The organism is Oceanirhabdus sp. W0125-5, assembly GCF_027938815.1.
Taxonomy (GTDB): Bacteria; Bacillota; Clostridia; order Clostridiales; family Clostridiaceae; genus Oceanirhabdus.
In genome coordinates this window covers 2,409,336-2,432,672 of the sequence record NZ_CP115913.1, presented here as the reverse complement: position 1 = coordinate 2,432,672, position 23,337 = coordinate 2,409,336, and the positions used below count along the sequence as shown (strand labels likewise).

The window sequence follows — 23,337 nt, the reverse complement described above, 5'->3', positions numbered from 1 at the left end:
ATATTGTCTCACTTAATCTATACTTGATTAATGATTATTTCTGCAAGTTTATCTGAATCATGTCTGACATATCTTTTAGAAAAGTTTACAATATTCTCTTTAATTACATTATATCCATTAAGATTTTCTATATCCAGTTCAACCTTCTCTGAATTTTCCATTTCGTATTTTTCTATATGAAGCTTATCTATTTCTCCTGTATTAGCAATTATTTTATCAATTATTTTAGGTGAAGAGTGTTTAATAATAGCTCTTACATGGTCAGATACTTTAAAATTATCTGTTTCCCCCTCTTGAGTCATAACATTTGAAATATATACTTTTCGTCCCTTTGTTCTAAGAAGAGCTTCTCTAATATCTTGCACCAAAAGATTTGGTATGATACTTGTATATAAACTCCCAGGTCCAATTACAATAACATCTGATTTTTCAATAGCTTCAATTGCTTCAATAGGTGCTCTGGCTCCCTTAGGTTCAATACTTAACCTTTTAATTCTACTTTTATGTTCTATCACTTTCTTAGGAATTTTTGATTCTCCCTTAATTATCTCTCCATTTTCTAGTTCAGCAAATAATCTCATATTATCTAAAGTAACAGGCAAAACCATTCCCTTAACTGCTAAAACATCACTCATTCTTTTTATTGCTTCCATAAAGTTATTATTAGATATACCAGTCATAGCCGCTAAAAAAAGATTTCCAAAGTTCTGTCCTTTTAGATTTCCTTCAGTAAATCTAAATTGCAAGAGCTTTTCCATTAATGGTTCTGTATCCGCTAAAGCTAGTATACAGTTTCTAATATCCCCTGGTGGAAGAATCCCTAAATCTTTTCTAAGTATTCCTGAACCGCCACCATCATCTCCTACAGTTACTATTGCAGTTATATCATCAGTATATCTCTTAAGACCTCTGAGTAATGTAGATAATCCCGTTCCACCACCTATAACTGTAATCTTTTTACAACTCTTAGATACTTGTATCATAATTTGGATACTCCTCTATTAACATCTTCAACTATATCTCTATGCTGAACATTAACTTTATATCCTTTATGATTTAAAATTTCATAAACTTTATTAGATATTGCAACTGATCTATGTCTTCCACCTGTACATCCTATAGATATAATAAGTTGTCTCTTACCTTCTTTTTTATATTTTGGGATCAAGAAGTCTAACATATCTGTTAACTTCTCAACAAAATCCACAGTTTCATCAAAAGAAAAAACATAATCTTTAACAGGTTTCTCTTCCCCTGAGAATCCTTTAAGATCTGGAATGTAATATGGATTTGGTAAAAATCTAACGTCAAATACAAGGTCTGAATCTACTGGAATACCGTATTTAAATCCAAATGAAAGTGCTGTAACAGATATCTCCCTCTCCACTTGACCTTCTTCACCAAATAACTCTGAAATCTTATCTCTTAATTGCCAAATTGATAACTTTGATGTATTTATAATATAGTTAGCATTCTCTCTAAGTTCTTTAAGGTGTTCTCTTTCTTCAGTTATTCCGTCCACTACTCTTCCCTCAGGTGAAAGAGGATGTTTTCTACGTGTTTCCTTATATCTTTTAATAAGTGTCTTATCGTCAGCTTCTAAATACAGGATATCATATTTATATCCTTCTTTCTTTAACTCAGCAAGACTCTCGAAAGTCTTATGGAAGAAATCTCCTCCTCTTATATCTATCACTAAAGCAATCTTATTTATTTTACCTTGTGATTTATAACAAGCGTCAGCAAATTTACACATTAACGTTGGTGGTAAATTGTCAACACAAAAATATCCTAAATCTTCAAAACATCTCATAGCCTGTGATTTACCTGCTCCTGAAAGCCCTGTTACTACAACAAATTTCATTATAATCACCTCAACTAATAATTATACCACAGTTACTTTTATTAAACTACATGGAGAATTCAAGGGTAACTTATTTTATTATTCTTAGAAACTGAATGCATTCTTCCAACAAGGCTCCCCATCATACTATAAAACTCTGAACTTAAACTTATATTCTCTTTATTAACCTTATCCATTGATTCATAAGGAAGCTTTTCTTCACACCAAATTAAGTATGTACCATCATCAAAATCATATTGAGTATAATACTTATTATCCTTTGTTTTATAAAATAAAGGTACGTTTATACCATTTGTTCTAAAGAACAATATAATCAAAGGTTCTGACCTAAGTCAGAACCCTCCTTCGTTTTCAGTTTTCAATTTTCAATTTTCAGTTTTCAATTCTGAATTTATTTAAGGATGTCTTTAAGCTCCTTAATAAATCTCTTATTCTGTTCCATTGTTCCTATAGAAACTCTTATCCATTCTGGAGTACCTAAAAGATGCCCAGGTCTTATAATTACTCCTCTTCTTAATAACTTGTCAAATAACTCAACTGTATCTGTTGCAACATTTACAAATACAAAGTTAGCATCACTAACAGCATATTCTAATCCCATATTTTTAAATTCACTATATAGATATTCTTTTCCTTCTTTGTTCTTTTCATAAACCATTTTTAAAAACTCTTTGTCCTTTATTGCTAATGCTGCAGCTGTTTGAGCATATAAATTAACATCAAATGGTCCAATTACTCTATTAAAATATCCAACTAATTCTTCACTAGCAATACCATAACCTACTCTTAAAGATGCTAGTCCATATGCTTTTGAAAAAGTTCTTAATGTTATCATATTTGGATAATCTGAAATATATTCAAGAGAATCAGGGAAATTATCACTTGTAACATACTCTATATAAGCTTCATCCATAACTATTAAAATATGATCTGGAATTCTACTTAATACCTTGTTAAATTCTGTCTTATTAAAAGTAGTTCCTGTAGGATTATTCGGATTACAGAACCATATTATCTTAGTCTTTTCATTAATACTGTTTACCATTTCTTCAATATCAAGCCCATTATTTTTCATAGGAACTTTAATGCATTTTCCACCCATAAGTTTTACAGCAGCTTCATATCTTGGGAAAGTTATTTCAGCCATTATTGATTCATCGCCCTCTTCAATAAAGGTATTGCAAATAACTTTTATAAGTGCATCGGAACCAGTACTGCAAAAAACTTGCTCTGGTCTTACATTCAGTTCTTCAGCAATATTTGTTTTCAACTGAAAATTTCCTGCATCAGGATACATGTAACTTTCTTCAACTATTCCTATAAGAGCCTCTTTAGCTTTTTGAGAACACCCAAATGGATTCTCGTTTGATGCCAACTTTATGACATCATCTAAACCCAGTTCTCTCTTTACTTCGCTTATAGGTTTACCTGCCTTGTACACTCCAAGATCTAGAATTTCCTTCCTAACTTTTAAAGCCATACTTATCCCTCCATTAAATAGTCATTTTTAGACTTTTGTTTAAATTAAATTTATTCTGATAATTTAAACTATATTTTAAGGTAAATAATTATAAATTATTTACCTTATAAACAATATTCACTCTATTCTTCCCCAATTATTCTTACTTCTGGTTCTAAATCTACATCATAATTTTCCTTAACCACTTTTTGAATATGCCCAATAAGGTTCAGAATATCATTTGCAGATGCATCTCCCTTATTTATAACAAACCCAGCATGTTTGTTAGAAATTTGTGCTCCACCAATTGAATAACCCTTTAAACCAGAATCTTGAATAAGTTTTCCTGTATAATGCCCTGGAGCACGTTTAAATGTACTTCCTGCTGAATTGGCTTCTAAAGGTTGTTTTTCTTCTCTTCTATTTGTTAAATCCTGAACTTTTTCTTCAATAAGCTTGTTATCACCATAATCTAACTTTATTTTTACTTCAAGTGCAATATACCCATACTTCTGTATAGCACTATTTCTATAAGATAATTCTAGTTCTTCTTTACTCAATGTTTTTATATTAAGCTCGTTGTCTATTACAACACACTCTTCAACTACATCTTTCATTTCTCCATTATAAGCCCCAGCATTCATAGCTATTGCTCCACCAATGCTCCCTGGAATACCACTTGCAAATTCAAATCCTGTCATTGAATTATTTGTACATATTTTTGCAACATCTTTCAATTCTGCACCACATTGAGCTATTAGGTATTCCCCTTGAACTTTAATATCATTCAATTGTGATGTCTTAATTATTAAACCTCTAAATCCACCATCTCTAACAAGAACATTTGATCCATTCCCAAGTATATAGTATTTTAACTGATTTTTTTTGCAAAAATTTATCATTGCAATAATATCTTCATAATTATTTGGAATAGCGAATAAATCTGCTGTTCCCCCTACTTTAAAAGTAGTATGATTCTTCAATGGCTCATTTATAATCAATTCACAATCTTGGAGATATTTTTCTAGTTTTTCTTTAATTTTTAAAGTATTATCCACGACACACCTCTATTTTACTTTTTTTATCACATATATAGTATAATGGATATTCAATTTCTTTATCAAGTGAAAAAAAACAAAAACGCAAAATATTTAAGCATAAAGCCTAAATATTTTGCGTTTTACAAACTTTTTTATAAACTTTTACATTTCTGGAGCTTCAAAAGTTTTTAATTCATCTAGTGTAGAAGGTACTTTAATATTACCATCAACTATCATACCACGATATTTTTCAACTAAAGCCATTATTTCACTATCAACTTTATCTTTAGTTGTATCTGCAACCCCAACTCCATCTTCAGCTAAACCTAATTCTACTACTTTTCCACCTTCAAATTTTTCATTAGCTAAATCTTTTATTGCAGTATATGTTCCAGTATCAACTCTTTTTATCATACTTGATATAATTATGTCTTTATATTTTGGTAATGTTTCACTTTGGTCCATATCAACACCTATAGCATATGCTTCTTTTCCTGCTTTAACAGTTTCATCTACTATAGTGAACATTCCTATTCCAACACCACCAGCTGCATGATATAGAACATCGCATCCCTCATCAATAAGAGCTTTACCTAATTCATATCCCTTATTAACATCACTAAAGCTATCTGCGTATTTTACAGTTTTTCTATCCATTAATAATTTTCCTGCTTCAGGATTTACACTCATAACTCCTGCTGCAAATCCAACTTCAAATCTGTTAATTAATTCAAAATCTTTTCCACCTATAAATCCGATTTTATTAGTCTTTGTCATTTTACCAGCTATAACACCAACTAAGAAAGATCCTTCATGCTCTTTAAATGACACTGATTGAACATTAGGTAAATCAACAGATGAATCAATAATTACAAATTTATTATCTGGATATTTTTGTGCAACATTTTTTAATGACTCTGCCATTTGGAATCCTACTCCAAATACTAAATCAGCACCATCATCAACAAGCGTTTCTAAGTTCTCTTCATAATCTTCTTTACTTGATGATTCAATAGCTTTATATTGAATTCCAAATTCGTCTTTTGCACGTAATGCACCTTCATTTGCACTTTGGTTAAATGACTTGTCATTTATACCACCTTCATCTGTAACTAATCCTACATAATACTCTTTACCCTTCTCTCCCTCATTCTTTGGTCCTTCTTTATTTTCTTCTGTTTTACAAGAAACAAGAGAAATTAATAACAGAATAGAAATTAAAATACTAAATATTTTTTTTAATTTCATACTATTCTCCTCCTTGAATATTTTTATTGTAATAATATTATTTACATAAAGAGATAAAATATTTATAATATTTTAATTCAAAGAAGAAAGAAAAGAGAACCTAAAAAAAAGAATAAAGAAAAGAGAAGAAAAAATAAATATTGTTAATATTCTTCATGCTTCAGAATATCTTTAATCTATAAAAAAATATAAGGGTCTTTTACTATATAAAAGACCCTTATATTTATAATTTTAGAGATTTGCAGAGCAAATCATCCAAATTTGCTCTTTATTCTTTCTTCTTTGTTCTTTGCTTCTGTAGTTCTTCATAATTGTTAGGAACTACAATATTTCCATTAATAACATTCTTCTTAGTCTCATTTAGTTTATTAACTATTTCATTATTAATGATAACATTTTTACCATTAATAACATCAATTCCCTCATTCACTATGCCCATTTCATAAATTACACCTGTAGTAAATTCATTTTTTGCTATTTCTTCTAATGCTGAGTAAATAACATTATCTATTTTCTTTTCTACTGATGCTAAATTTAATCCTTTAAATTCTGTCTTCAAATCTTCATTTTCTATATTTTCTCCAACAATTAAAATGTCTTCGCCTTCTTCTTTTTTTTCATTTACACATGTATAAACTCCAAGTGATGCTCCCCCACTAGAACTATATATTATATCACAATTACTATCCAGTAATTGTTTTGTAATTCTATATGCTTTATTCACATCAATAAAACTGTTTAGATATTCAACATTCTCCTTATTAATAAGTTTAGCGCCTGCTTCCTTATTTACAGAATTGACACCAGAAACAAATCCAATTTCTAACTGATTAATAAGGTGTATATCTTTACCTCCAACAAACGCAATTTCATTTGTAGATGATGACATTCCTGCAATTATTCCTAATAAATACGCCCCTTCATTTTCCTTAAAAATTATAGATTGAATATTATCACCATCAATAACACTATCAATTATAAGAAATTTTGTATTTGGGTATTTTATTGCCATTTTTTCTATACTCCATCTACTAGCTTGAGATGCTCCTATTATAAGTGAAAAATTTTCTTCAGCAAATTTTTCAATACCGCTTTCATACTCACCCTCTTCAGCACAGATAGCAGCCTCATAAGCAATGTTGAAATCCTCTTTTCCTTTGTTCAGTGAAATCAATATTTTTTCGTTATAAATATTTCCTTCTTCTAATAATACTCCAATTTTATAATTTTTACTTTTATCTTTATCTTCCTTCTTTCCATCTTTACTATCACATGATATCATGGTCAAAGAAACTATAACGGTTAATAACAATATAAATATTTTTTTCATATTACTCTCCTATTTATTTCCCTTAAAATAGTTAATAATAGCATCACATGCCTTTTTATTAATAGAAGGGGTTTCTAATAATTCTTTTTCTGTTGCTTTTTTTATATTTTCAACACTTCCAAATTTCAAGAGAAGTTCTTTTCTACGCTTTTCCCCTATGTTTGGAATTTCTTCTAAAATAGAATTTAAACTTCTTTTTGTTCTCAATGATTTGTGGTACGTAATTGCAAACCTATGAACTTCATCTTGTATTCTAGTAACTAATTTCATACAATTTGATCTTTTGCTTATAGGAACTTCATAATTCTCAAATATTAATCCACGAGTTCTATGTTTATCATCCTTAACCATACCGCAAACAGGAATATCAATTCCTAGCTCATTTAATACTTCTTTTGCAACATTAACTTGTCCTTTTCCTCCATCCATCATAATCAAATCTGGAAAGACACTAAATTTGCCCTCTTCCACTTTAATTTGATTATCAGTAATTTTCTTAATTTCATTTAAACCTCTAGAGAATCTTCTAGTTAAAATTTCTCTCATGCTACTATAATCGTCTGCACCTTCTACAGTCTTTATTTTAAATCTTCTATAATCACTGTTTTTAGCTTTACCATTCTGAAAAACCACCATACAACCCACAGAATCCATCCCCATTATATTTGAAATATCATATGCTTCAATTCTCTCCGGATAATCCTGTAGTTCAAGCGCATCTGCCAATTCATTCAATGCAAGCTTATTTAATTCTTTATCAACCTTTGTCTTGTTTTTATATGTTTCAAGTGTCTCTTTTGCGTTTTTATACACCATCTGAAGAACTTTCTTTTTCTCTCCAATCTGAGGTATTTTGATCTCCACTTTCCTCTCAGCTTTAATTCTAAGCCACTCTTCTAGAATATCTTTTTCACTAATATCTTGAACAAATATTCTTTGAGGAATATATGCTGTACCACTATAAAAACTCTTAATGAATTCTTTAATCACTTCTGAGTTATTGTCTTCAATAGTATTATCAATAATAAAATTTTCTCTACCAACAATTTTGCCATCTCTCATAAAAAATATTTCAACACAACTATCACTTTCATCAGAGAAAACGCTTATAAAATCCTCATTTTCAAAACTTCCATTAATAATTTTTTGTTTCTCACATATTCTATCAACAGCATTTATTTTATCTCTGCATTTAGCAGCTTCTTCAAATTTCAACTCTGATGAAAGCTTCATCATCTCTTCTTTTAAATCTTTCAAAATACTCTTGTTTTTTCCCTTAAGTAAATCTTGAATATCTTCAATAATTCTTTCATATTCAGCTTTAGTTATTCTTTTTGCACAAGGAGCTGTACACATTCCTATATGATAATTTAGACATTCCTTAATTGCTTCCATATCAACTGAAATAGATTTTCTACAAGTTCTAACAGGGAAGTTTTTCCTTATCAATTCCATAACCTCATAAACTGCTTTTCCATCAGGATATGGTCCAAAATATTTTCCCCCATCATTAACGAAATTTCTGCTAACAAATACTCTTGGAAACTCTTCTTGTAATGTAATCTTAATAAATGGATAATGTTTATCATCCTTTAATAAAACATTATATCTAGGTGAATATTTCTTAATGAGATTACATTCAAGTATTAGCGCTTCAACTTCAGAATCTGTCACTATATATTCAAATTCCTTAATATTCTTAACCATCTGTTTAACCTTTTCTGGATGATTTTTAGAGGATTGAAAATATTGTCTAACTCTATTTTTTAATACTTTCGCTTTTCCAACATATATAATCTCCCCATTAGAATTTTTCATCAAATAAACCCCTGGACTCTGTGGGAGATTCTTTAAATGATATTCAAAATCAAACATTGTCTTACCACCCTTCTTTATCAAAACTAGTAAATATTATTTGTCATTAAAATCGTAATATTGAAACAAATGTATAATGTATAATTGATAATGTATAATGATGGATGTTTTGCTCCGCAAAACTACATTTTATTGGTCTTTAGCACAAGAAGGCTTTACTCATTTTATCTTTAGATAAAATATTGTAATTTAAAAATACAAGGTTTCATTCCTAATGAAACGAGTAAACTATCCTTGTCTAAGGAACAGTATAATTAAAATTTCTCGGAGAGAAATGTCAATCATTATACATTTTACATTATCCATTATACATTTCTTTTCTGAAGCACAATAGTTTCTTATTACAACACCATTTATATAGTCGGCAATGTGTATATTATATAAACTACACACAATATAAGTATTACCATTTCAATAAAATCGCCAACTTTTGAACCCACTCTATAAGTAATTATACCCTTAAATTTCTTTTTTGTAATTGGATAAAAAAGTGGTAATCCACCCTTTGTGAAGCTATCACAAAACAAATGTGATCCATACCCTAGAATAAATAAGTGAGTTAAGTCTTTATACTCATATTTTGTTCCAGTATAGTGAATTACAAACATGAATAACATCATACCAACAAGACTATGTGTTATACCATTTCTATGTGAGGTGAATCCAATCATTATAAATAAAGCCCCGAGCGCTTTTAGTGCATGTTCACCAAAATATAAATAATCAAACCATAATACAGTTATTCCTAAGCAAATAAACAAAGCTCTTTTCCCCTCTTTACTCTTAACAGGCAGAACAAACTTACTTGCTTTGCTCTTAGGATGATCTATATCTGGCAGAAGACTAGCTCCTACTACAAATGCTAATTCAAATATACTAAAATTTCTCTGCATAAGACTACTAGCAGCAATATACGCTGTAGCCCCTACACCTGCATGTGTTATTCCTCTCATAACTAATCCCTCTATATAAGTATTATTTTTCTTAAGTTCATCATATTAAAAATACCTTATAATATGACTTTTATACCTATCATTATATCATTTTAAAGATATTTTTCATACATACGTTCGTAATTTTAATAAATTATACATAATTACACATAGAAAAAGAAGCTAGACACCTAGCTTCCCAAACTAATTCTATTCTATATATTACTTGAAATATTTAACTTTTAATAAACCTTAACGTCAAATCTATCTAATTTATCTACAATTGCATTATTCATATAAATATATATTTTATTTGGTTTAACAAAGTCATTCTCTTCGTAAGTTCTAAGCTCTTTATTAAGCTGATAATTTTCCGTTATACTTCCCTTTTCTTTACTCCACTCTAATTCAATATTATAGTATAACTTTTCTCTAACTTCAGTATCCTTATAGACCCAATCATAAACATTTCCATTCTCATCAATTATAAAATCAATCATAGTATAATTATAGTCCAAAAATCTTCTGTCAAAAAACTTTGGGATATACCCTATATCGCTTGATAATGCTATATTATACACTTCTTTATGGGACTCATTTTCATGCAATTTAACCGTCTTATCTGCTTCACTCTCTAAGGAATAGTTAAGCCCTTTACAGTTTAATTCATTTGCATTAACATCATACTCAATAAACCTACTAGTTCTTGAAGATAGTATTCCACCATCACCAACAAGTTTCAGCTCATTAAATTCATCAAAGTAAATACTTTTGAAATAAAGTGAAATCTTCTTTGCTCTTGTCATAGTTCCATTATCAAGTACTACTTGATCTTTATACTCAGTTTTTATAAGATCATACTCTTTATTTTCCGAAAGCAGCTTCACTCCCTTTAGATCATCTAACTTAAACTTATTTAATCCATCCAACTTTTTTTCATCTAAAACTAATTTTGTGTATGTTGGGTAAGCCTCTAATATTTTTACACTAAATTTTAAACCATTTATGTCTACCATCTTGTCTTTAACTAAAATAACTGGTTGAATATCAAATTTTTCTTTATCCACATCAATTTCAATAGTCCAATCCCCATCATATTTAATGAATTTTCCGTATTTATTTAAACACTCAATACCATTAAACTCAAACCTAAGTTTATTTGGGATTTCATTATTTTCATTTATATAATCATTACTTTTTAAATCAAACTTTCTTTTAATTTTATTGTTTTCAGAACTTATTATATCTTGATTATAAAACCCTCCAAAATCTCTATTCAAGTTTCCATTTGAACCTATACCTTGACCCCCTACTCCACTGTCTGTATCCCATTCTGCATATATCATTTCTTTATTAAAAGCAACTTCTCTTTCAGTAAATTTTTTATCCCCCATCATATCTTCTATTGTATATTCTATAGACCATCTATCTCCATAAAGTTGTATAGAATCTATCGTAACCTTAATTCCATTATCCTCAATTGATTTATTCACATACTGAACCATACCATGCTTTTTTGCTTCATTTATACTTTCAGTTTCTGCATATAGATTATTTATCAAAGGTATCTTTTTTATATATTCTGCAAGGGCAGGATTCATTCCAGCACCAATAAAAGTAATAATCATTAAAAATGCTACTCCTAGCTTCATTGTTCTCTTATTTCTTTTTCTCTTTTTACCCATTTTCAATCCTTTATTAACAGCTAAATTCAGTTCTTTATCTATCATATATATTCCCCTCCAATGCTATCTGTAGTTTCTTTTTACTTCTGTTCAGATTACTTTTAATGGTACCTTCAGGGTATCCTAGAATCTTTGAAATTTCCTTAACAGTCATATCATGATAATATCTAAGTATCAAGATGTTTCTAGATTTTTTATCAATTTTCATGATTTCTTGTCTTAAATCTAATAAATCTTCTCTGTGTGTCTCTGATTTATTTATGCTTAAACAATTTTTCAGAAGCGCTTGTACCTTTTGTTTTCTTATGAAATCATTTGAAGTATTAATTACTATTCGTATGAACCATGTTTCAAAAAATTCAGCTTTCTTAATCTTTTTTACTCCTACAAAGGCTCTGCACACTGCCTCGCTAACAATATCAAGGGCATCCTCTCTGTTTCTTACATAGCCATAAGCCATACTATATGCCTTTCCTTTTAATTTATCCATTATTATAGCAAAAGACTCTTCATCGCCATTTATCGCTTTTGAAATTAGCTCCTCCTTATTCATTTTTGTTTTCCCCTTTCATTTTGAGTATACTCATATAACATTTATTTTGTTTCTCATCTCTTAGACTTGATAATTTATCAAAACGTTCCATAAAATATAAAAATAATTAAATAATCTTTATACTTTAATAAATTCTGTGTTATTACAAATTTCAAACAAAAAAGGGGTTCACTCTTTTACCCCCATAAAATATTGTATATAAAATACAATATTTTATCTAAAGATAAAATGAGTAAATACCCTTTCTCCTATAGAACAATACAATGTAGTTTCTGCCAAAAGCAGAAACATCCATCATTCTCCATTCTCAATTCACAATTCTCAATTATTTTACAAGTCCTAGCTTATCAGCATATTCAACCAACTCTCTAGCAATTGTAGCTGCTCTTCCTCCTCCAACTCCACCTTCTTCAATTAATACCACAAAAGAAATTGAAGGTTCTTCATTACCTGCAAATCCTACAAACCATGAATGAGGTGGGCGTTGAGGTGTATTTTCATGCTCTGCGGTTCCAGTTTTCCCGTATACATTTAATCCAAAAATTTTAGCGGCTTTACCTGTACCTTCATCTACAGTTTTCTTCATATATTCCTTTACTAATTTAGCATTCTTTGTTGATATAATTCTTTCTACTTTAACTGGATTAAGTTTCTTAACTATTTTATCGTTCTCAAGAACTTCTTGTACAAGAAATGGCTTCATAAATATTCCATTGTTAGCTATTACATTAGCTGTAATCAATATTTCCATAGGTGTCGCAAGAACACTATTCTGTCCGATTGCACTTTGCGCCAAGGTACCAATTTCTTGATAACCCACATCTGGAAATCTGCTATTATCAATTATAATTCCATCACAGGAAGTATTCTTATTAAAATAAAATCTTTCAGCAGTATTTTTCAACTTTTTATTTCCTAATTTGAGCCCCAAATCACCAAAATAAACATTACTAGAAACTTTAAAGGCTTCTTCAATATCAATATCTCCATGAGGTTTACTTTCATAATTAGTTAATACATCAATTCCATTATATTTTAAGACACCAGTGTCTTGAATCTTATAATCTTCCACACCTTCTATATGCTCTAGCGCAGCTATAGCTGTAATAATTTTAAATGTTGAGGCAGGAGGATACATTCCTGAAACAGCTCTATTTATCAATGGGCTATTTTTGTCAGTTGAAATTATCTTCCAATTCTCCTGTAGATAATTTGGATCATATGATGGAGCTGAAACCATTGTATATATTTCTCCACTTTTAGGATTCATCATTATTACTGCGCCTCTACTTTTACCCATTAGACTATATGCTCTACGTTGAAGCTTTTCATTAAGTGTTGTTTTTAAATCATACCCTTTATTTAAATTTTCTTTTTTAGAAAATGTAGTAAATATTCCACCTCTTCTCTCTCCCATAAGCTCAAGATCATATGTATTCTGAAGTCCAGTCAATCCATAAACAGGATCCATATACCCAAGTACGTGAGCAAAAGCTTTTCCACCATTATATTTTAATTTATTTGTGCCGCCTTCAACCTTGCTTTCAGTTAAATAATTACCATCTCTATCTAGAATATTCCCTCTTACAACTTCTCGTCTTTTACTCCACAGCCTGTTATTATACACGCTCATGACTACATTTCTACCATTAAATATATAATAAAAACCTATGTAACTTATTATTAAAATAAAAAGCACTAAAAAAACTACCAAAACATTTTTCATGCTTTTTCTTTTCATAAATTCCCCTCCTCAGAGATCTTTTGTATAATACCTAAAGAAAAATAAACTGTAAGCATGGAACTTCCTCCATAGCTTATTAATGGCAGAGTTATTCCTGTAAGTGGTATAACTCCCATAATTCCACCGATTATAACTAAGGTTTGAGCTGCTATCATAACACTTAATCCAGATATTGCTAACATAGAAAACTTATCATTAAGCATTAATGCAATTCTCATTGCTCTATAAAAAATAATAAAATATATTATTAAAATTGCTATTCCTACTAAAATCCCCATTTCTTCGCAAATTGCTGCAAAAATATAATCCGTAGTTATCTCTGGAATAACATTGGGATTACCAAGTCCTAATCCTGTTCCAAAAAATCCTCCAGAACATATTGAAATTAATCCTTGAATTACCTGATAAGACTCATTATAAGCGTATTTCCAAGGGTCTCTCCAAATTAACACTCTTCTTCTAACATGATAAAAAAGCTTATAACTCAATCCGGCTCCCATTGTAAAAAGAATAAAAGATACCAAAACATATTTTCCTTTTTCGGTTCCAAGATATAACATTACTACTGCAATAATAAATATTATCAGTGCGGATCCTAACTCTCTCTGCAATACCATAAAACCTAATGATATCATTACTATCAATGCTGGTTCTATTAATGAAGCTATACTCCCTTTGATGAACTTATATTTTTTAACGTTACCATAATCGTTTAAAGCACTTGCTAGATATAATACTAAAAACACCTTCCCCATTTCTGAAGGTTGAAAAGTAAACCCGCCAATAACAATCCAGTTGTTAGCTCCTCCTATTCTTGTACCAAACAACATTGCCATACTCATAAACATTAATGTCAAAATCATAAAAAAATACTTATATTTTAATAAGTATTTAAATCTCTTAATTATAAATTGGATAAAAATAAATACCCCAATTCCAACCATCATCCAAACAACTTGCTTCTTCGCCTCTGATACTTTTAATCTGTAAAGCATTACTATACCAATCATAGATAATGCACTTGATAAAATAAATATAAACTTATCTCCCATTGGATATATTTTTTTAAGAATCAAATTACCACAAAAAAATCCACCAAATACAACTACTCCAATAATTATAGGCAGAAAATCAAAATGATTGTTTATAACAGTAAGATTAAAAAAACAAGCTGCAATAAATCCAAATATACATAAATTTAATTTAGTATCATATGATGAATTCTTTAACATCCCTATCTCCTCTATACAATAACTCTAAAAACAGAAGTGCCCACTTTAATCAGATCACCTGAACTCAACCACACCTTCTCAGTTATTTTCTCATTGTTTAAAATTGTACCATTTGTACTGTTCAAATCTTCAATATAGTATCCATCTCCCACAAGCTTAATAACAGCATGTTTTCCTGATACAAACTTTTCTTCAAGCTGAACCATATTCTTTTTATCTCGACCAATAGACAACTTTTGAACAACAGGTATTAATGACCCATGCTTTAAGTTAGTATTATTACCTGGATCTAGTACTTCAAGTCCTATTGTTTTAACTTGTTGGCTAGTTTTTTTCTCATTTTTGTTAATGTCCTTGTACATAACTTTTAAGGCATAATAAATAATTCCATATATAAAGACAATAATTAATAATTTAAAAATCAAACTCAATTTACTCAATAACATAATAATTCTCCATATAATAATAAGGTTAGTATTATTATACTAACCCATTTTAATTTAATTATAACATTTTTTTCAAATATTGTCCTGTATAAGAATTTTTCACCTTAGCTACTTCCTCAGGTGTTCCAGTGCAAAGTATAGTTCCTCCACCTTCTCCACCTTCTGGTCCAACATCAATAATATTATCACAACTCTTAATTACATCAAGATTATGTTCTATAACAATTATAGTATTTCCACCATCAACTAATCTTTGCAAGATACTTATTAATCTATTAACATCATCTATGTGAAGACCAGTTGTCGGCTCATCAAGAATATACAAGGTTTTTCCCGTACTTCTTTTTGATAATTCGGTGGCAAGTTTAATTCTTTGGGCTTCTCCTCCTGATAATTGAGTTGATGGTTGACCTAATCTAATATATCCAAGTCCCACATCATTTAGTGTTTGAATCTTTTTCACTATTCTAGGATGATTCTCAAAGAATTTGAGAGCTTCTTCAACAGTCATTTCTAAAACATCGTTAATACTTTTACCTTTATATTTAACTTCTAATGTTTCTCTATTATATCTTTTTCCTTTACATACCTCACAAGGTACATAAACATCAGATAAAAATTGCATTTCTATTTTTATTATTCCATCACCTTTACATGCTTCACATCTTCCGCCTTTAACATTAAAACTAAATCTTCCAGGTTTATAACCTTTCATTCTAGCTTCAGTTGTAGAAGAAAACACTTCTCGTATCAAATCAAATACACCAGTATATGTAGCAGGATTTGATCTTGGTGTCCTTCCTATAGGACTCTGGTTTATATTTATAATCTTATCAATATTCTCATGACCTAATATTTCTTTATGTTTACCAGGAACTTTTTTACTTTTTGAAATTTTCTTAGTTAGCCCTTTATATAGTATTTCATTCACCAGAGTACTTTTCCCTGATCCTGAAACACCAGTAACACAGTTAAACACGCCTAAAGGAAAATCAACATTAATATTTTTAAGGTTATTTTGTTTTGCTCCAACAACTGAAATCTTATTTCCATTCACTTCTCTTCTCTGCTCTGGAATATGGATACACCTTTCTCCTCTAAGATATTTACCCGTAATAGATTGCTCACATTTCTTAACTTCTTCTACTGTTCCTGCAGCAATAATTTCTCCACCATGTTCCCCAGCTCTTGGTCCAATATCAACTAGAAAATCAGCTTCTCTAATTGTATCTTCATCATGTTCCACAACTATAAGTGTATTCCCAATATCTCTCAAATGCTTCAAAGTCATGATTAATTTATCATTATCACGTTGATGAAGTCCAATACTTGGTTCATCAAGTATATATAATACACCAACTAAACTAGAACCAATTTGTGTTGCCAATCTGATCCTTTGAGCCTCTCCACCTGAAAGTGTTCCTGCTGCTCTAGTTAAGTTTAGATATTGAAGACCAACATTTTTTAAGAAGTTCAATCTATTTTTTATCTCTTTAACTATTTGGTCTGCAATTATTTTATCCTTCTCACTTAACTCTAATTTTTCAATAAACTCAAGTTCATCTCCTATAGACATTTCACAATATTCATTAATATTTTTCCCACCTACTGTTACAGCAAGAACATTATCATTAAGTCTTGCACCTTTACATTTTGGGCAAGGATTATCATTCATAAATTCTTCTATACTTCTTTTAATATAATCTGAAGAGGTTTCATAATATCTTCTTTTCAAATTATTAATTATTCCCTCATACTTGTGTCTATAAGTTCCTGTTTGAAAATCCTTGGTAAACTCAACAGTTAACCTTTCATCACACCCATATAAAAGGGCATTATATGCCTCATCACTCACATTAGCTATAGGCTCTTCTAATGAAAATCCATACACTCCTGCTAATGCTTTCAATACTGATAATCTCCAAGAATCTTCTTTTAAGCTATTTTCTCCAAAAGCAGCTATAGCTCCCTCCATAATACTTTTGCTTTTATCAGGTATTATAAGATCTGGATCTATTTCCATTAAAGTTCCTAATCCATCACATTTGTCACATTTACCAAATGGCGAGTTAAATGAAAACATTCTTGGTGCCAATTCTCCAATACTTATTCCACAATCAGCACATGAGAAGTTTTCACTAAATAAAATATCCTCTTTTCCAATTATATTAACTATTACCAATCCATCCGCATGAGATAATCCCATTTCAAGAGCTTCACTTAACCTGCTTTCTATACCTTCTCTAACCTTTAATCTGTCTATAACAACTTCAATATTATGTTTTTTATTTTTATCTAACTTTATTTCGTCTTCTTCTAAATCAAATATTTCTCCATCTATTCTGGCTCTTACATAACCATTTTTCTTGATGTTTTCAAGTACTTTTATATGCTGCCCTTTTCTTCCTCTTACTACAGGAGATAGAATTTGAATCTTACTTCCTTCTTCCAATTCCATAACTCTATCAACCATTGTATCAACACTTTGCTTTGAAATAATTTTTCCACACTTTGGACAATGTGGAACTCCAATTTTTGCATATAACAATCTTAAATAATCGTATATCTCTGTTACAGTTCCTACTGTTGATCTTGGATTTCTACTTGTTGTTTTCTGATCTATAGAAATTGCTGGAGATAGCCCCTCAATATATTCTACATCTGGTTTATCCATTTGTCCCAAGAATTGTCTAGCATATGATGATAAAGACTCTACATAACGCCTTTGCCCTTCTGCATATATGGTATCAAATGCTAATGATGACTTACCTGAACCTGAAAGCCCCGTGAAAACTATGAATTTGTCTCTTGGCATCTCTAAATCAACACTTTTTAGATTATGAACTTTTGCACCTTTAACAACAATCTTATGTTTCATTTTTTTCTCCTTTTCAGTTAATCAAACTTTTTAGCTCAATTTTTATTCTTCAATTTTACTCTTCATTTCTTCTATTTTATCTCTTAATTCAGCCGCTTTCTCAAATTCTAAATTTTGAGCAGCTTCCATCATTTCTTTCTCAAGTGTTTTTATATTTAATAGTATTTCTTCCATTGTAAATATTGAATCTTTTTGAGATACTGAATACTCGTCAACTTCTTCAGCAACAGTTGCTTCAATAACATCTCTAATATCTTTCATTACAGTTCTAGGAGTAATATTATGCTCCTCATTGTATTTCATCTGTATCTCTCTTCTTCTTTCAGTTTCTTTAATAGCTGCATTCATAGCATTACTTATGGTATCTGCATACATTATAACCGTACTCTCTGAATTTCTAGCCGCTCTTCCTATTGTCTGTACCAATGATGTTTCAGATCTTAAAAACCCTTGTTTATCAGCATCTAATATTGCTACTAAAGCAACTTCAGGTATATCTAACCCTTCTCTTAAAAGATTAATTCCTACAAGAACATCGTACTTACCTGTTCTAAGTTCTTTAATTATCTTCATTCGTTCAATTGTTTTAATATCAGAATGTAGATAATTTGTTTTTACTCCCATATCCTTTAGATACTTTGTCAAATCCTCAGACATTTTTTTTGTCAAAGTAGTAATTAGAACTCTAAAACCTTTATCAATAGTTTCTCTTATAGCACCATAAAGATGATCAATTTGTCCTTTTGTTTCAACAACCTCAATAACTGGATCTAGCAATCCAGTTGGTCTAATAATCTGTTCAGCTATAATCTCTGTATGATTATTTTCATATTCTCCTGGTGTAGCGCTAACAAAAATTGTTTGATTAAGTTTTTGTTCAAATTCATTAAATTTAAGAGGTCTATTATCAAATGCACAAGGTAGTCTGAATCCATATTGAATTAAATTTTCTTTACGAGATCTATCTCCACCATACATTGCTCTAACTTGCGGTAATGTTACATGACTCTCATCAATAAACAAAAGAAAATCGTCTGGAAAGAAATCTAATAGAGTATGAGGTGCAGTTCCTGGTTCTCTTCCATCAAATATTCTGGAATAATTCTCTATTCCACTGCAGTATCCCATCTCTCTTATCATCTCAATATCAAATCTTGTTCTCTGCTTAAGTCTCTGAGCTTCTAAAAGAAATCCGTCTCCCTCAAGTTCCATAAGTCTATCTTTTAATTCACCTTCAATTTGAATAATAGCATCTTCAATTTTCTCTCTGGAAGTTGCAAAGTGAGAAGCAGGAAATATAACTGTATGCTTCATGCGACCTACGGCATCTCCAGTTAGAGCATCAAACTCCCTTATTCTTTCTATCTCATCTCCAAAAAACTCAACCCTTATTCCGTTACTTGATGAAGAAGCAGGAAATATATCTAGCACGTCCCCTCTAACTCTAAACGTTCCTCTTACAAAGTTAATATCATTTCTTTCATATTGAATGTCTACAAGTTGTCTAATAACTTCATTTCTTTCCTTTATCATACCCTCTCTTAAGGAAACAGAAAGCTTCTTGTATTCCTCCGGATTACCTAATCCATATATACAAGAAACAGAAGCTACCACAATAACATCTCGTCTTTCAAATAAAGCCGAAGTAGCTGAATGACGCAATTTATCTATTTCATCATTTACAGATGCATCTTTTTCAATAAATGTATCAGTTTGAGGAATATATGCTTCTGGTTGATAATAGTCATAGTATGACACAAAATATTCTACACAACTATCCGGGAAGAACTCTTTAAATTCTGAACAAAGTTGTGCAGCTAAGGTTTTATTATGTGCTAAAACTAGAGTTGGCTTTTGCACTCTCTCAATAACATTAGCCATTGTAAATGTCTTTCCAGACCCTGTTACTCCTAATAAAGTTTGAAATTTTTTATTGTTGTTTACGCCTTCTACCAGTTTATCAATAGCTCTTGGTTGATCTCCTTTGGGTTTATATTCTGAAACTATTTTAAATTCATTCATAAGCTCCTCCGTAAACATATGTTCGTTATATATTATTTTAGTATTCATTTCAAATAATGTCAAGAACTAAAACTTTGTACATTTTTAAAAACTCAAGGTAACATTAAGTTACCTTGAGTTTTCATTTTTATCTTCAATTACATTTTTAATAATATCCTTAAATTTAGTTTTTGATACACTTTGATATTCTTTTTTTGGTACAAATATAATTCCAAATCGTTCTGATTTACTTATTTTTTCATATACTACTTCTAATATCTTCTCATCATTTCTTTTTAATTTTAAAACAATTTTACTTCCACATTCTTTTAATAACTTAGGAAAAGAAATTTCATCTTCAATTATATCTCCATTAACGCTTAAAAGAATATCTCCACTTTTAACACCAATCTTATCTGCTAATGTATTTTTACCAACTTCTAATACCCTTATTCCTTCTTTTTCATTAAAATATCTTGGCTTATCATTCTTCTCTTTATACCTCTCAAACTTAATCATGAGTTCATGAAGTACTGGCATAATTATTACAGCAATAAGTTGAAGAAAATATGAGTCAATAATTAACTGAGATATTCCTACTAATACGAAACCAAACACAAAAATCAAGCTTCCTGAAAAAAAACTCTTACCTCTTTTACTTTTTGTGAAAGTTACACTATTATAACCTATAATAGCTACAACAGGTATCATTGATAACATTAAACTTTCAAGTTGAATATTACTTAAGGTTCCTTTTAAAATTGGCCACCAATTACCAATTGCAATCTCTTTTCCAAAATAATATTGTTCTTTAACCATAAAAACCATTAAAACCATAGGAATTGTATAATATCTGTTAAGAGCAAATCCTCCAATAGTCTCATTTTCTCTTTTGGTAAATACCGGTAAAGCACCTTTTTGACCATCCAATGCCACAATAAAACCTTCAATAATGTGCAATACCCCAATTAAAGCAATTAATGAAACTATATTTATATCTAAAATATCTATTTTATTTACTAAGAAAAATTCACTAATTAAGATATTCATTAAACTTAATATACCTAAAATTGCTCCAGAATAAGAAAAACAAATAAACCTCGGTTTTAACATCATTAGTATCACAGATATTAAAAACATTAATATTATTGCACTACCATCTTTAAATGTAATCCCAAGAGAGGTGCTTATTATACTTGCACCTATCCCTCCTAGAATACCCAAAACGATTTGAGATAAAGTTAGTTCTAAAGCACTATGTCTTTCACTCCCTAAAATCATCTTCTCAATCATTCTACTTTTTTTATTTTTACTATACAATACTAATCCCAATACGAATAAAATTACCAGAAAAGCGGGGTTAGTTATGGTATAGCTTATAGCTTTTAATGAGTAAACCACTATATCCATCTAACTTATCTCCGTTCTAATTCCCTATCTTTCCTTTAATTACTTCTAAAGCTTTCTGATATTGATTGTCAGTTTCCCTTTCACCTCTTTTGAAGTTTTCTTCGTCTAATACAACCTCAATTTCAGGCATTATACCTTTCTTATGAATATTCTCACCCTCTGGTGTATAATACTTTGATACTGTTAGCTTTAAAGCTGTTCCATCTCCAAATCCATCAATTTTTCTACTTAATATTGTTTGAACAATTCCTTTTCCAAAGCTTTTTTCTCCAATTAAAGTAGCTCTATCATAATCCCTAAGAGCTCCACTAAGTATCTCTGATGCACTTGCTGATCCTTTATCTATAAGTACTACTGTTGGGATATCTTGAGCAATTCCCCCCTGTGATTTATAAACACGTTCATTATCATATTTATCTACAGTGTATACAATAGTCTTACCTTTAGGAATAAAATTCGATGCCACTTCAGTACATGCACTCACAAGCCCCCCTGGATTTCCTCTTAAATCAAGAATTAATCCCTCTGCACCTTTTTCTTTTAATTCATTCAATTTATTCTTAAAGTCATCAGATGTTGTTTCTGAAAACATTGTAATTCCAATATACCCTATGTTCTCATCAATCATCTCTCCACCTACTGTTTGCAGTTTAATCTCAGCTCTAATTATATCAACATCAAAAGGCTCTGTTCCTTCTCTAATAATGTTTAGAGTAACTTTACCACCTTCTTTTCCTTTCATCATTCCTACAGCTTTATCAATATCTTTACCAATCTCTATATTATTCACTTTATTTATGATATCACCAGGTAGTAATCCTGCTTTATCTGCAGGTGAATCTTTAAATGGACTTATTACAACCACATTATCCTCAATAACTCCCACAGTTATTCCAAGTCCTACATAACTACCACTTGTTTCCTGTGATAATCTTCTATAATCTTCTTCATTAAGATATCCAGAATAAGGATCTTCAAGCGCTTCTACCATCCCTTTATACGCACCATCAAATAACTCTCTATCGTGAATCTCTTGAATTTTATTATAAAGCAATTTCATTCTATCGCTAAATTCCTTGAATTCACGTTCTTCCTTGGATAAATTGCTATAATCTTTTATCTCAGCCTTTTCATTTTTCTCAGCGTAATCTTTTTCAATATTTTCTATGCTAAGAGTTTCTGCATACTCCTCATTAAATGAAAGTATCATTCCCTCATAAGCTTTTTCAAATAAAGCTTTACTATCAATTTTTCCATCATAATATTCATATATCTTATCGTAAATTAATCTTAATCTATCATCAACATAGGATAATTTCGTATCGTGTTCTTTAGCAGATTCTTTAATAGATTCTTTACCAACCTTAAACTCGACTCCACTTCTCCCAATGTAGATTGTAAATCCATTAAAAATATATACTGAAAGAATACTTGTTAGAATAACAAGTATTACACCAATTCCAATAATATTTCTAAATTTTCTTTTAACATCTCTTTTACTTACCCATTCATCCGAGTTATAATAATCACTTTTTTCAATTAACTCTTCTGAGTTTTTAAGCTGATTTTCATGTTTTTCATCATGTTCAAAGGAATTGCCACCCTGCATCCATATCACCTCATATAATTATAAATTTAAA

The 23,337-nt window shown here is 30.0% G+C and carries 17 protein-coding genes and 1 pseudogene; all 18 read right to left on the bottom strand.

Features of this window, described 5'->3' with window-relative positions; all coding sequences use genetic code 11:
* Positions 1-20 precede the first annotated feature (20 nt).
* Positions 21-956, bottom strand: a pseudogene (locus tag OW730_RS11280) (gluconeogenesis factor YvcK family protein); the annotation flags it as partial.
* Between the two features lie 23 nt (positions 957-979).
* Positions 980-1,864: an RNase adapter RapZ gene (gene rapZ / locus OW730_RS11275; protein WP_271229121.1), complete on the bottom strand. Its 885-nt coding sequence runs from the start codon at positions 1,862-1,864 to the stop codon at positions 980-982.
* A 59-nt stretch (positions 1,865-1,923) separates the two neighbouring features.
* Positions 1,924-2,172 carry a hypothetical protein gene (locus OW730_RS11270; RefSeq protein WP_271229120.1) on the bottom strand — a complete coding sequence of 83 codons (249 nt, stop codon included), beginning with the start codon at positions 2,170-2,172 and terminating at the stop codon, positions 1,924-1,926.
* Positions 2,173-2,255: 83 nt separating this feature from the next.
* Positions 2,256-3,344: a histidinol-phosphate transaminase gene (gene hisC / locus OW730_RS11265; protein ID WP_271229119.1), complete on the bottom strand. Its 1,089-nt coding sequence runs from the start codon at positions 3,342-3,344 to the stop codon at positions 2,256-2,258.
* A gap of 122 nt (positions 3,345-3,466) precedes the next feature.
* Entirely contained in the window at positions 3,467-4,381 is a 915-nt protein-coding gene (gene murB / locus OW730_RS11260; RefSeq protein WP_271229118.1) for a UDP-N-acetylmuramate dehydrogenase, read from the bottom strand.
* A 144-nt stretch (positions 4,382-4,525) separates the two neighbouring features.
* The gene (locus tag OW730_RS11255; protein WP_271229117.1) at positions 4,526-5,611 is read right to left on the bottom strand and encodes a BMP family lipoprotein; all 1,086 of its coding nucleotides are present in this window, start codon (positions 5,609-5,611) and stop codon (positions 4,526-4,528) included.
* Positions 5,612-5,879: 268 nt separating this feature from the next.
* On the bottom strand, positions 5,880-6,941 hold the full coding sequence (locus OW730_RS11250; RefSeq protein ID WP_271229116.1) for a BMP family lipoprotein: 1,062 nt from the start codon (positions 6,939-6,941) through the stop codon (positions 5,880-5,882).
* A 9-nt stretch (positions 6,942-6,950) separates the two neighbouring features.
* Entirely contained in the window at positions 6,951-8,816 is a 1,866-nt protein-coding gene (gene uvrC / locus OW730_RS11245; RefSeq protein ID WP_271229115.1) for an excinuclease ABC subunit UvrC, read from the bottom strand.
* Between the two features lie 353 nt (positions 8,817-9,169).
* On the bottom strand, positions 9,170-9,769 hold the full coding sequence (locus tag OW730_RS11240; RefSeq protein WP_271229114.1) for a metal-dependent hydrolase: 600 nt from the start codon (positions 9,767-9,769) through the stop codon (positions 9,170-9,172).
* Between the two features lie 221 nt (positions 9,770-9,990).
* A complete protein-coding gene (locus tag OW730_RS11235) occupies positions 9,991-11,478 on the bottom strand; it encodes a DUF4179 domain-containing protein (RefSeq protein WP_271229113.1) in 1,488 nt (495 codons plus the stop codon).
* Positions 11,468-11,986, bottom strand: coding sequence for a sigma-70 family RNA polymerase sigma factor (locus tag OW730_RS11230; RefSeq protein ID WP_271229112.1), 519 nt, complete (start codon positions 11,984-11,986; stop codon positions 11,468-11,470). Before OW730_RS11230 ends, OW730_RS11235 begins: the two co-directional genes overlap by 11 nt.
* Before the next feature lie 325 nt (positions 11,987-12,311).
* On the bottom strand, positions 12,312-13,727 hold the full coding sequence (locus OW730_RS11225) for a peptidoglycan D,D-transpeptidase FtsI family protein (protein ID WP_271229111.1): 1,416 nt from the start codon (positions 13,725-13,727) through the stop codon (positions 12,312-12,314).
* The gene (locus OW730_RS11220) at positions 13,724-14,962 is read right to left on the bottom strand and encodes an FtsW/RodA/SpoVE family cell cycle protein (RefSeq protein ID WP_271229110.1); all 1,239 of its coding nucleotides are present in this window, start codon (positions 14,960-14,962) and stop codon (positions 13,724-13,726) included. Before OW730_RS11220 ends, OW730_RS11225 begins: the two co-directional genes overlap by 4 nt.
* A gap of 11 nt (positions 14,963-14,973) precedes the next feature.
* A complete protein-coding gene (locus OW730_RS11215; protein ID WP_271229109.1) occupies positions 14,974-15,408 on the bottom strand; it encodes an FHA domain-containing protein in 435 nt (144 codons plus the stop codon).
* Positions 15,409-15,466: 58 nt separating this feature from the next.
* A complete protein-coding gene (uvrA, locus tag OW730_RS11210; protein WP_271229108.1) occupies positions 15,467-18,286 on the bottom strand; it encodes an excinuclease ABC subunit UvrA in 2,820 nt (939 codons plus the stop codon).
* A gap of 42 nt (positions 18,287-18,328) precedes the next feature.
* A complete protein-coding gene (uvrB, locus tag OW730_RS11205; protein WP_271229107.1) occupies positions 18,329-20,308 on the bottom strand; it encodes an excinuclease ABC subunit UvrB in 1,980 nt (659 codons plus the stop codon).
* 108 nt (positions 20,309-20,416) lie between these two features.
* Positions 20,417-21,697, bottom strand: coding sequence for a PDZ domain-containing protein (locus tag OW730_RS11200; RefSeq protein WP_271229106.1), 1,281 nt, complete (start codon positions 21,695-21,697; stop codon positions 20,417-20,419).
* Between the two features lie 16 nt (positions 21,698-21,713).
* Positions 21,714-23,306 carry a S41 family peptidase gene (locus OW730_RS11195; protein ID WP_271229105.1) on the bottom strand — a complete coding sequence of 531 codons (1,593 nt, stop codon included), beginning with the start codon at positions 23,304-23,306 and terminating at the stop codon, positions 21,714-21,716.
* Positions 23,307-23,337 lie beyond the last annotated feature (31 nt).

Excerpts from the sequence above, each read along its gene's own strand:
- rapZ (WP_271229121.1), bottom strand. The coding sequence starts at position 1,864 with ATGAAATTTGTTGTAGTAACAGGGCTTTCAGGAGCAGGTAAATCACAG.
- hisC (WP_271229119.1), bottom strand. The coding sequence starts at position 3,344 with ATGGCTTTAAAAGTTAGGAAGGAAATTCTAGATCTTGGAGTGTACAAG.
- OW730_RS11255 (WP_271229117.1), bottom strand. The coding sequence starts at position 5,611 with ATGAAATTAAAAAAAATATTTAGTATTTTAATTTCTATTCTGTTATTA.
- OW730_RS11250 (WP_271229116.1), bottom strand. The coding sequence starts at position 6,941 with ATGAAAAAAATATTTATATTGTTATTAACCGTTATAGTTTCTTTGACC.
- uvrC (WP_271229115.1), bottom strand. The coding sequence starts at position 8,816 with ATGTTTGATTTTGAATATCATTTAAAGAATCTCCCACAGAGTCCAGGG.
- OW730_RS11240 (WP_271229114.1), bottom strand. The coding sequence starts at position 9,769 with ATGAGAGGAATAACACATGCAGGTGTAGGGGCTACAGCGTATATTGCT.
- OW730_RS11235 (WP_271229113.1), bottom strand. The coding sequence starts at position 11,478 with ATGATAGATAAAGAACTGAATTTAGCTGTTAATAAAGGATTGAAAATG.
- OW730_RS11230 (WP_271229112.1), bottom strand. The coding sequence starts at position 11,986 with ATGAATAAGGAGGAGCTAATTTCAAAAGCGATAAATGGCGATGAAGAG.
- OW730_RS11225 (WP_271229111.1), bottom strand. The coding sequence starts at position 13,727 with ATGAAAAGAAAAAGCATGAAAAATGTTTTGGTAGTTTTTTTAGTGCTT.
- OW730_RS11220 (WP_271229110.1), bottom strand. The coding sequence starts at position 14,962 with ATGTTAAAGAATTCATCATATGATACTAAATTAAATTTATGTATATTT.
- OW730_RS11215 (WP_271229109.1), bottom strand. The coding sequence starts at position 15,408 with ATGTTATTGAGTAAATTGAGTTTGATTTTTAAATTATTAATTATTGTC.
- uvrA (WP_271229108.1), bottom strand. The coding sequence starts at position 18,286 with ATGAAACATAAGATTGTTGTTAAAGGTGCAAAAGTTCATAATCTAAAA.
- uvrB (WP_271229107.1), bottom strand. The coding sequence starts at position 20,308 with ATGAATGAATTTAAAATAGTTTCAGAATATAAACCCAAAGGAGATCAA.
- OW730_RS11200 (WP_271229106.1), bottom strand. The coding sequence starts at position 21,697 with ATGGATATAGTGGTTTACTCATTAAAAGCTATAAGCTATACCATAACT.
- OW730_RS11195 (WP_271229105.1), bottom strand. The coding sequence starts at position 23,306 with ATGCAGGGTGGCAATTCCTTTGAACATGATGAAAAACATGAAAATCAG.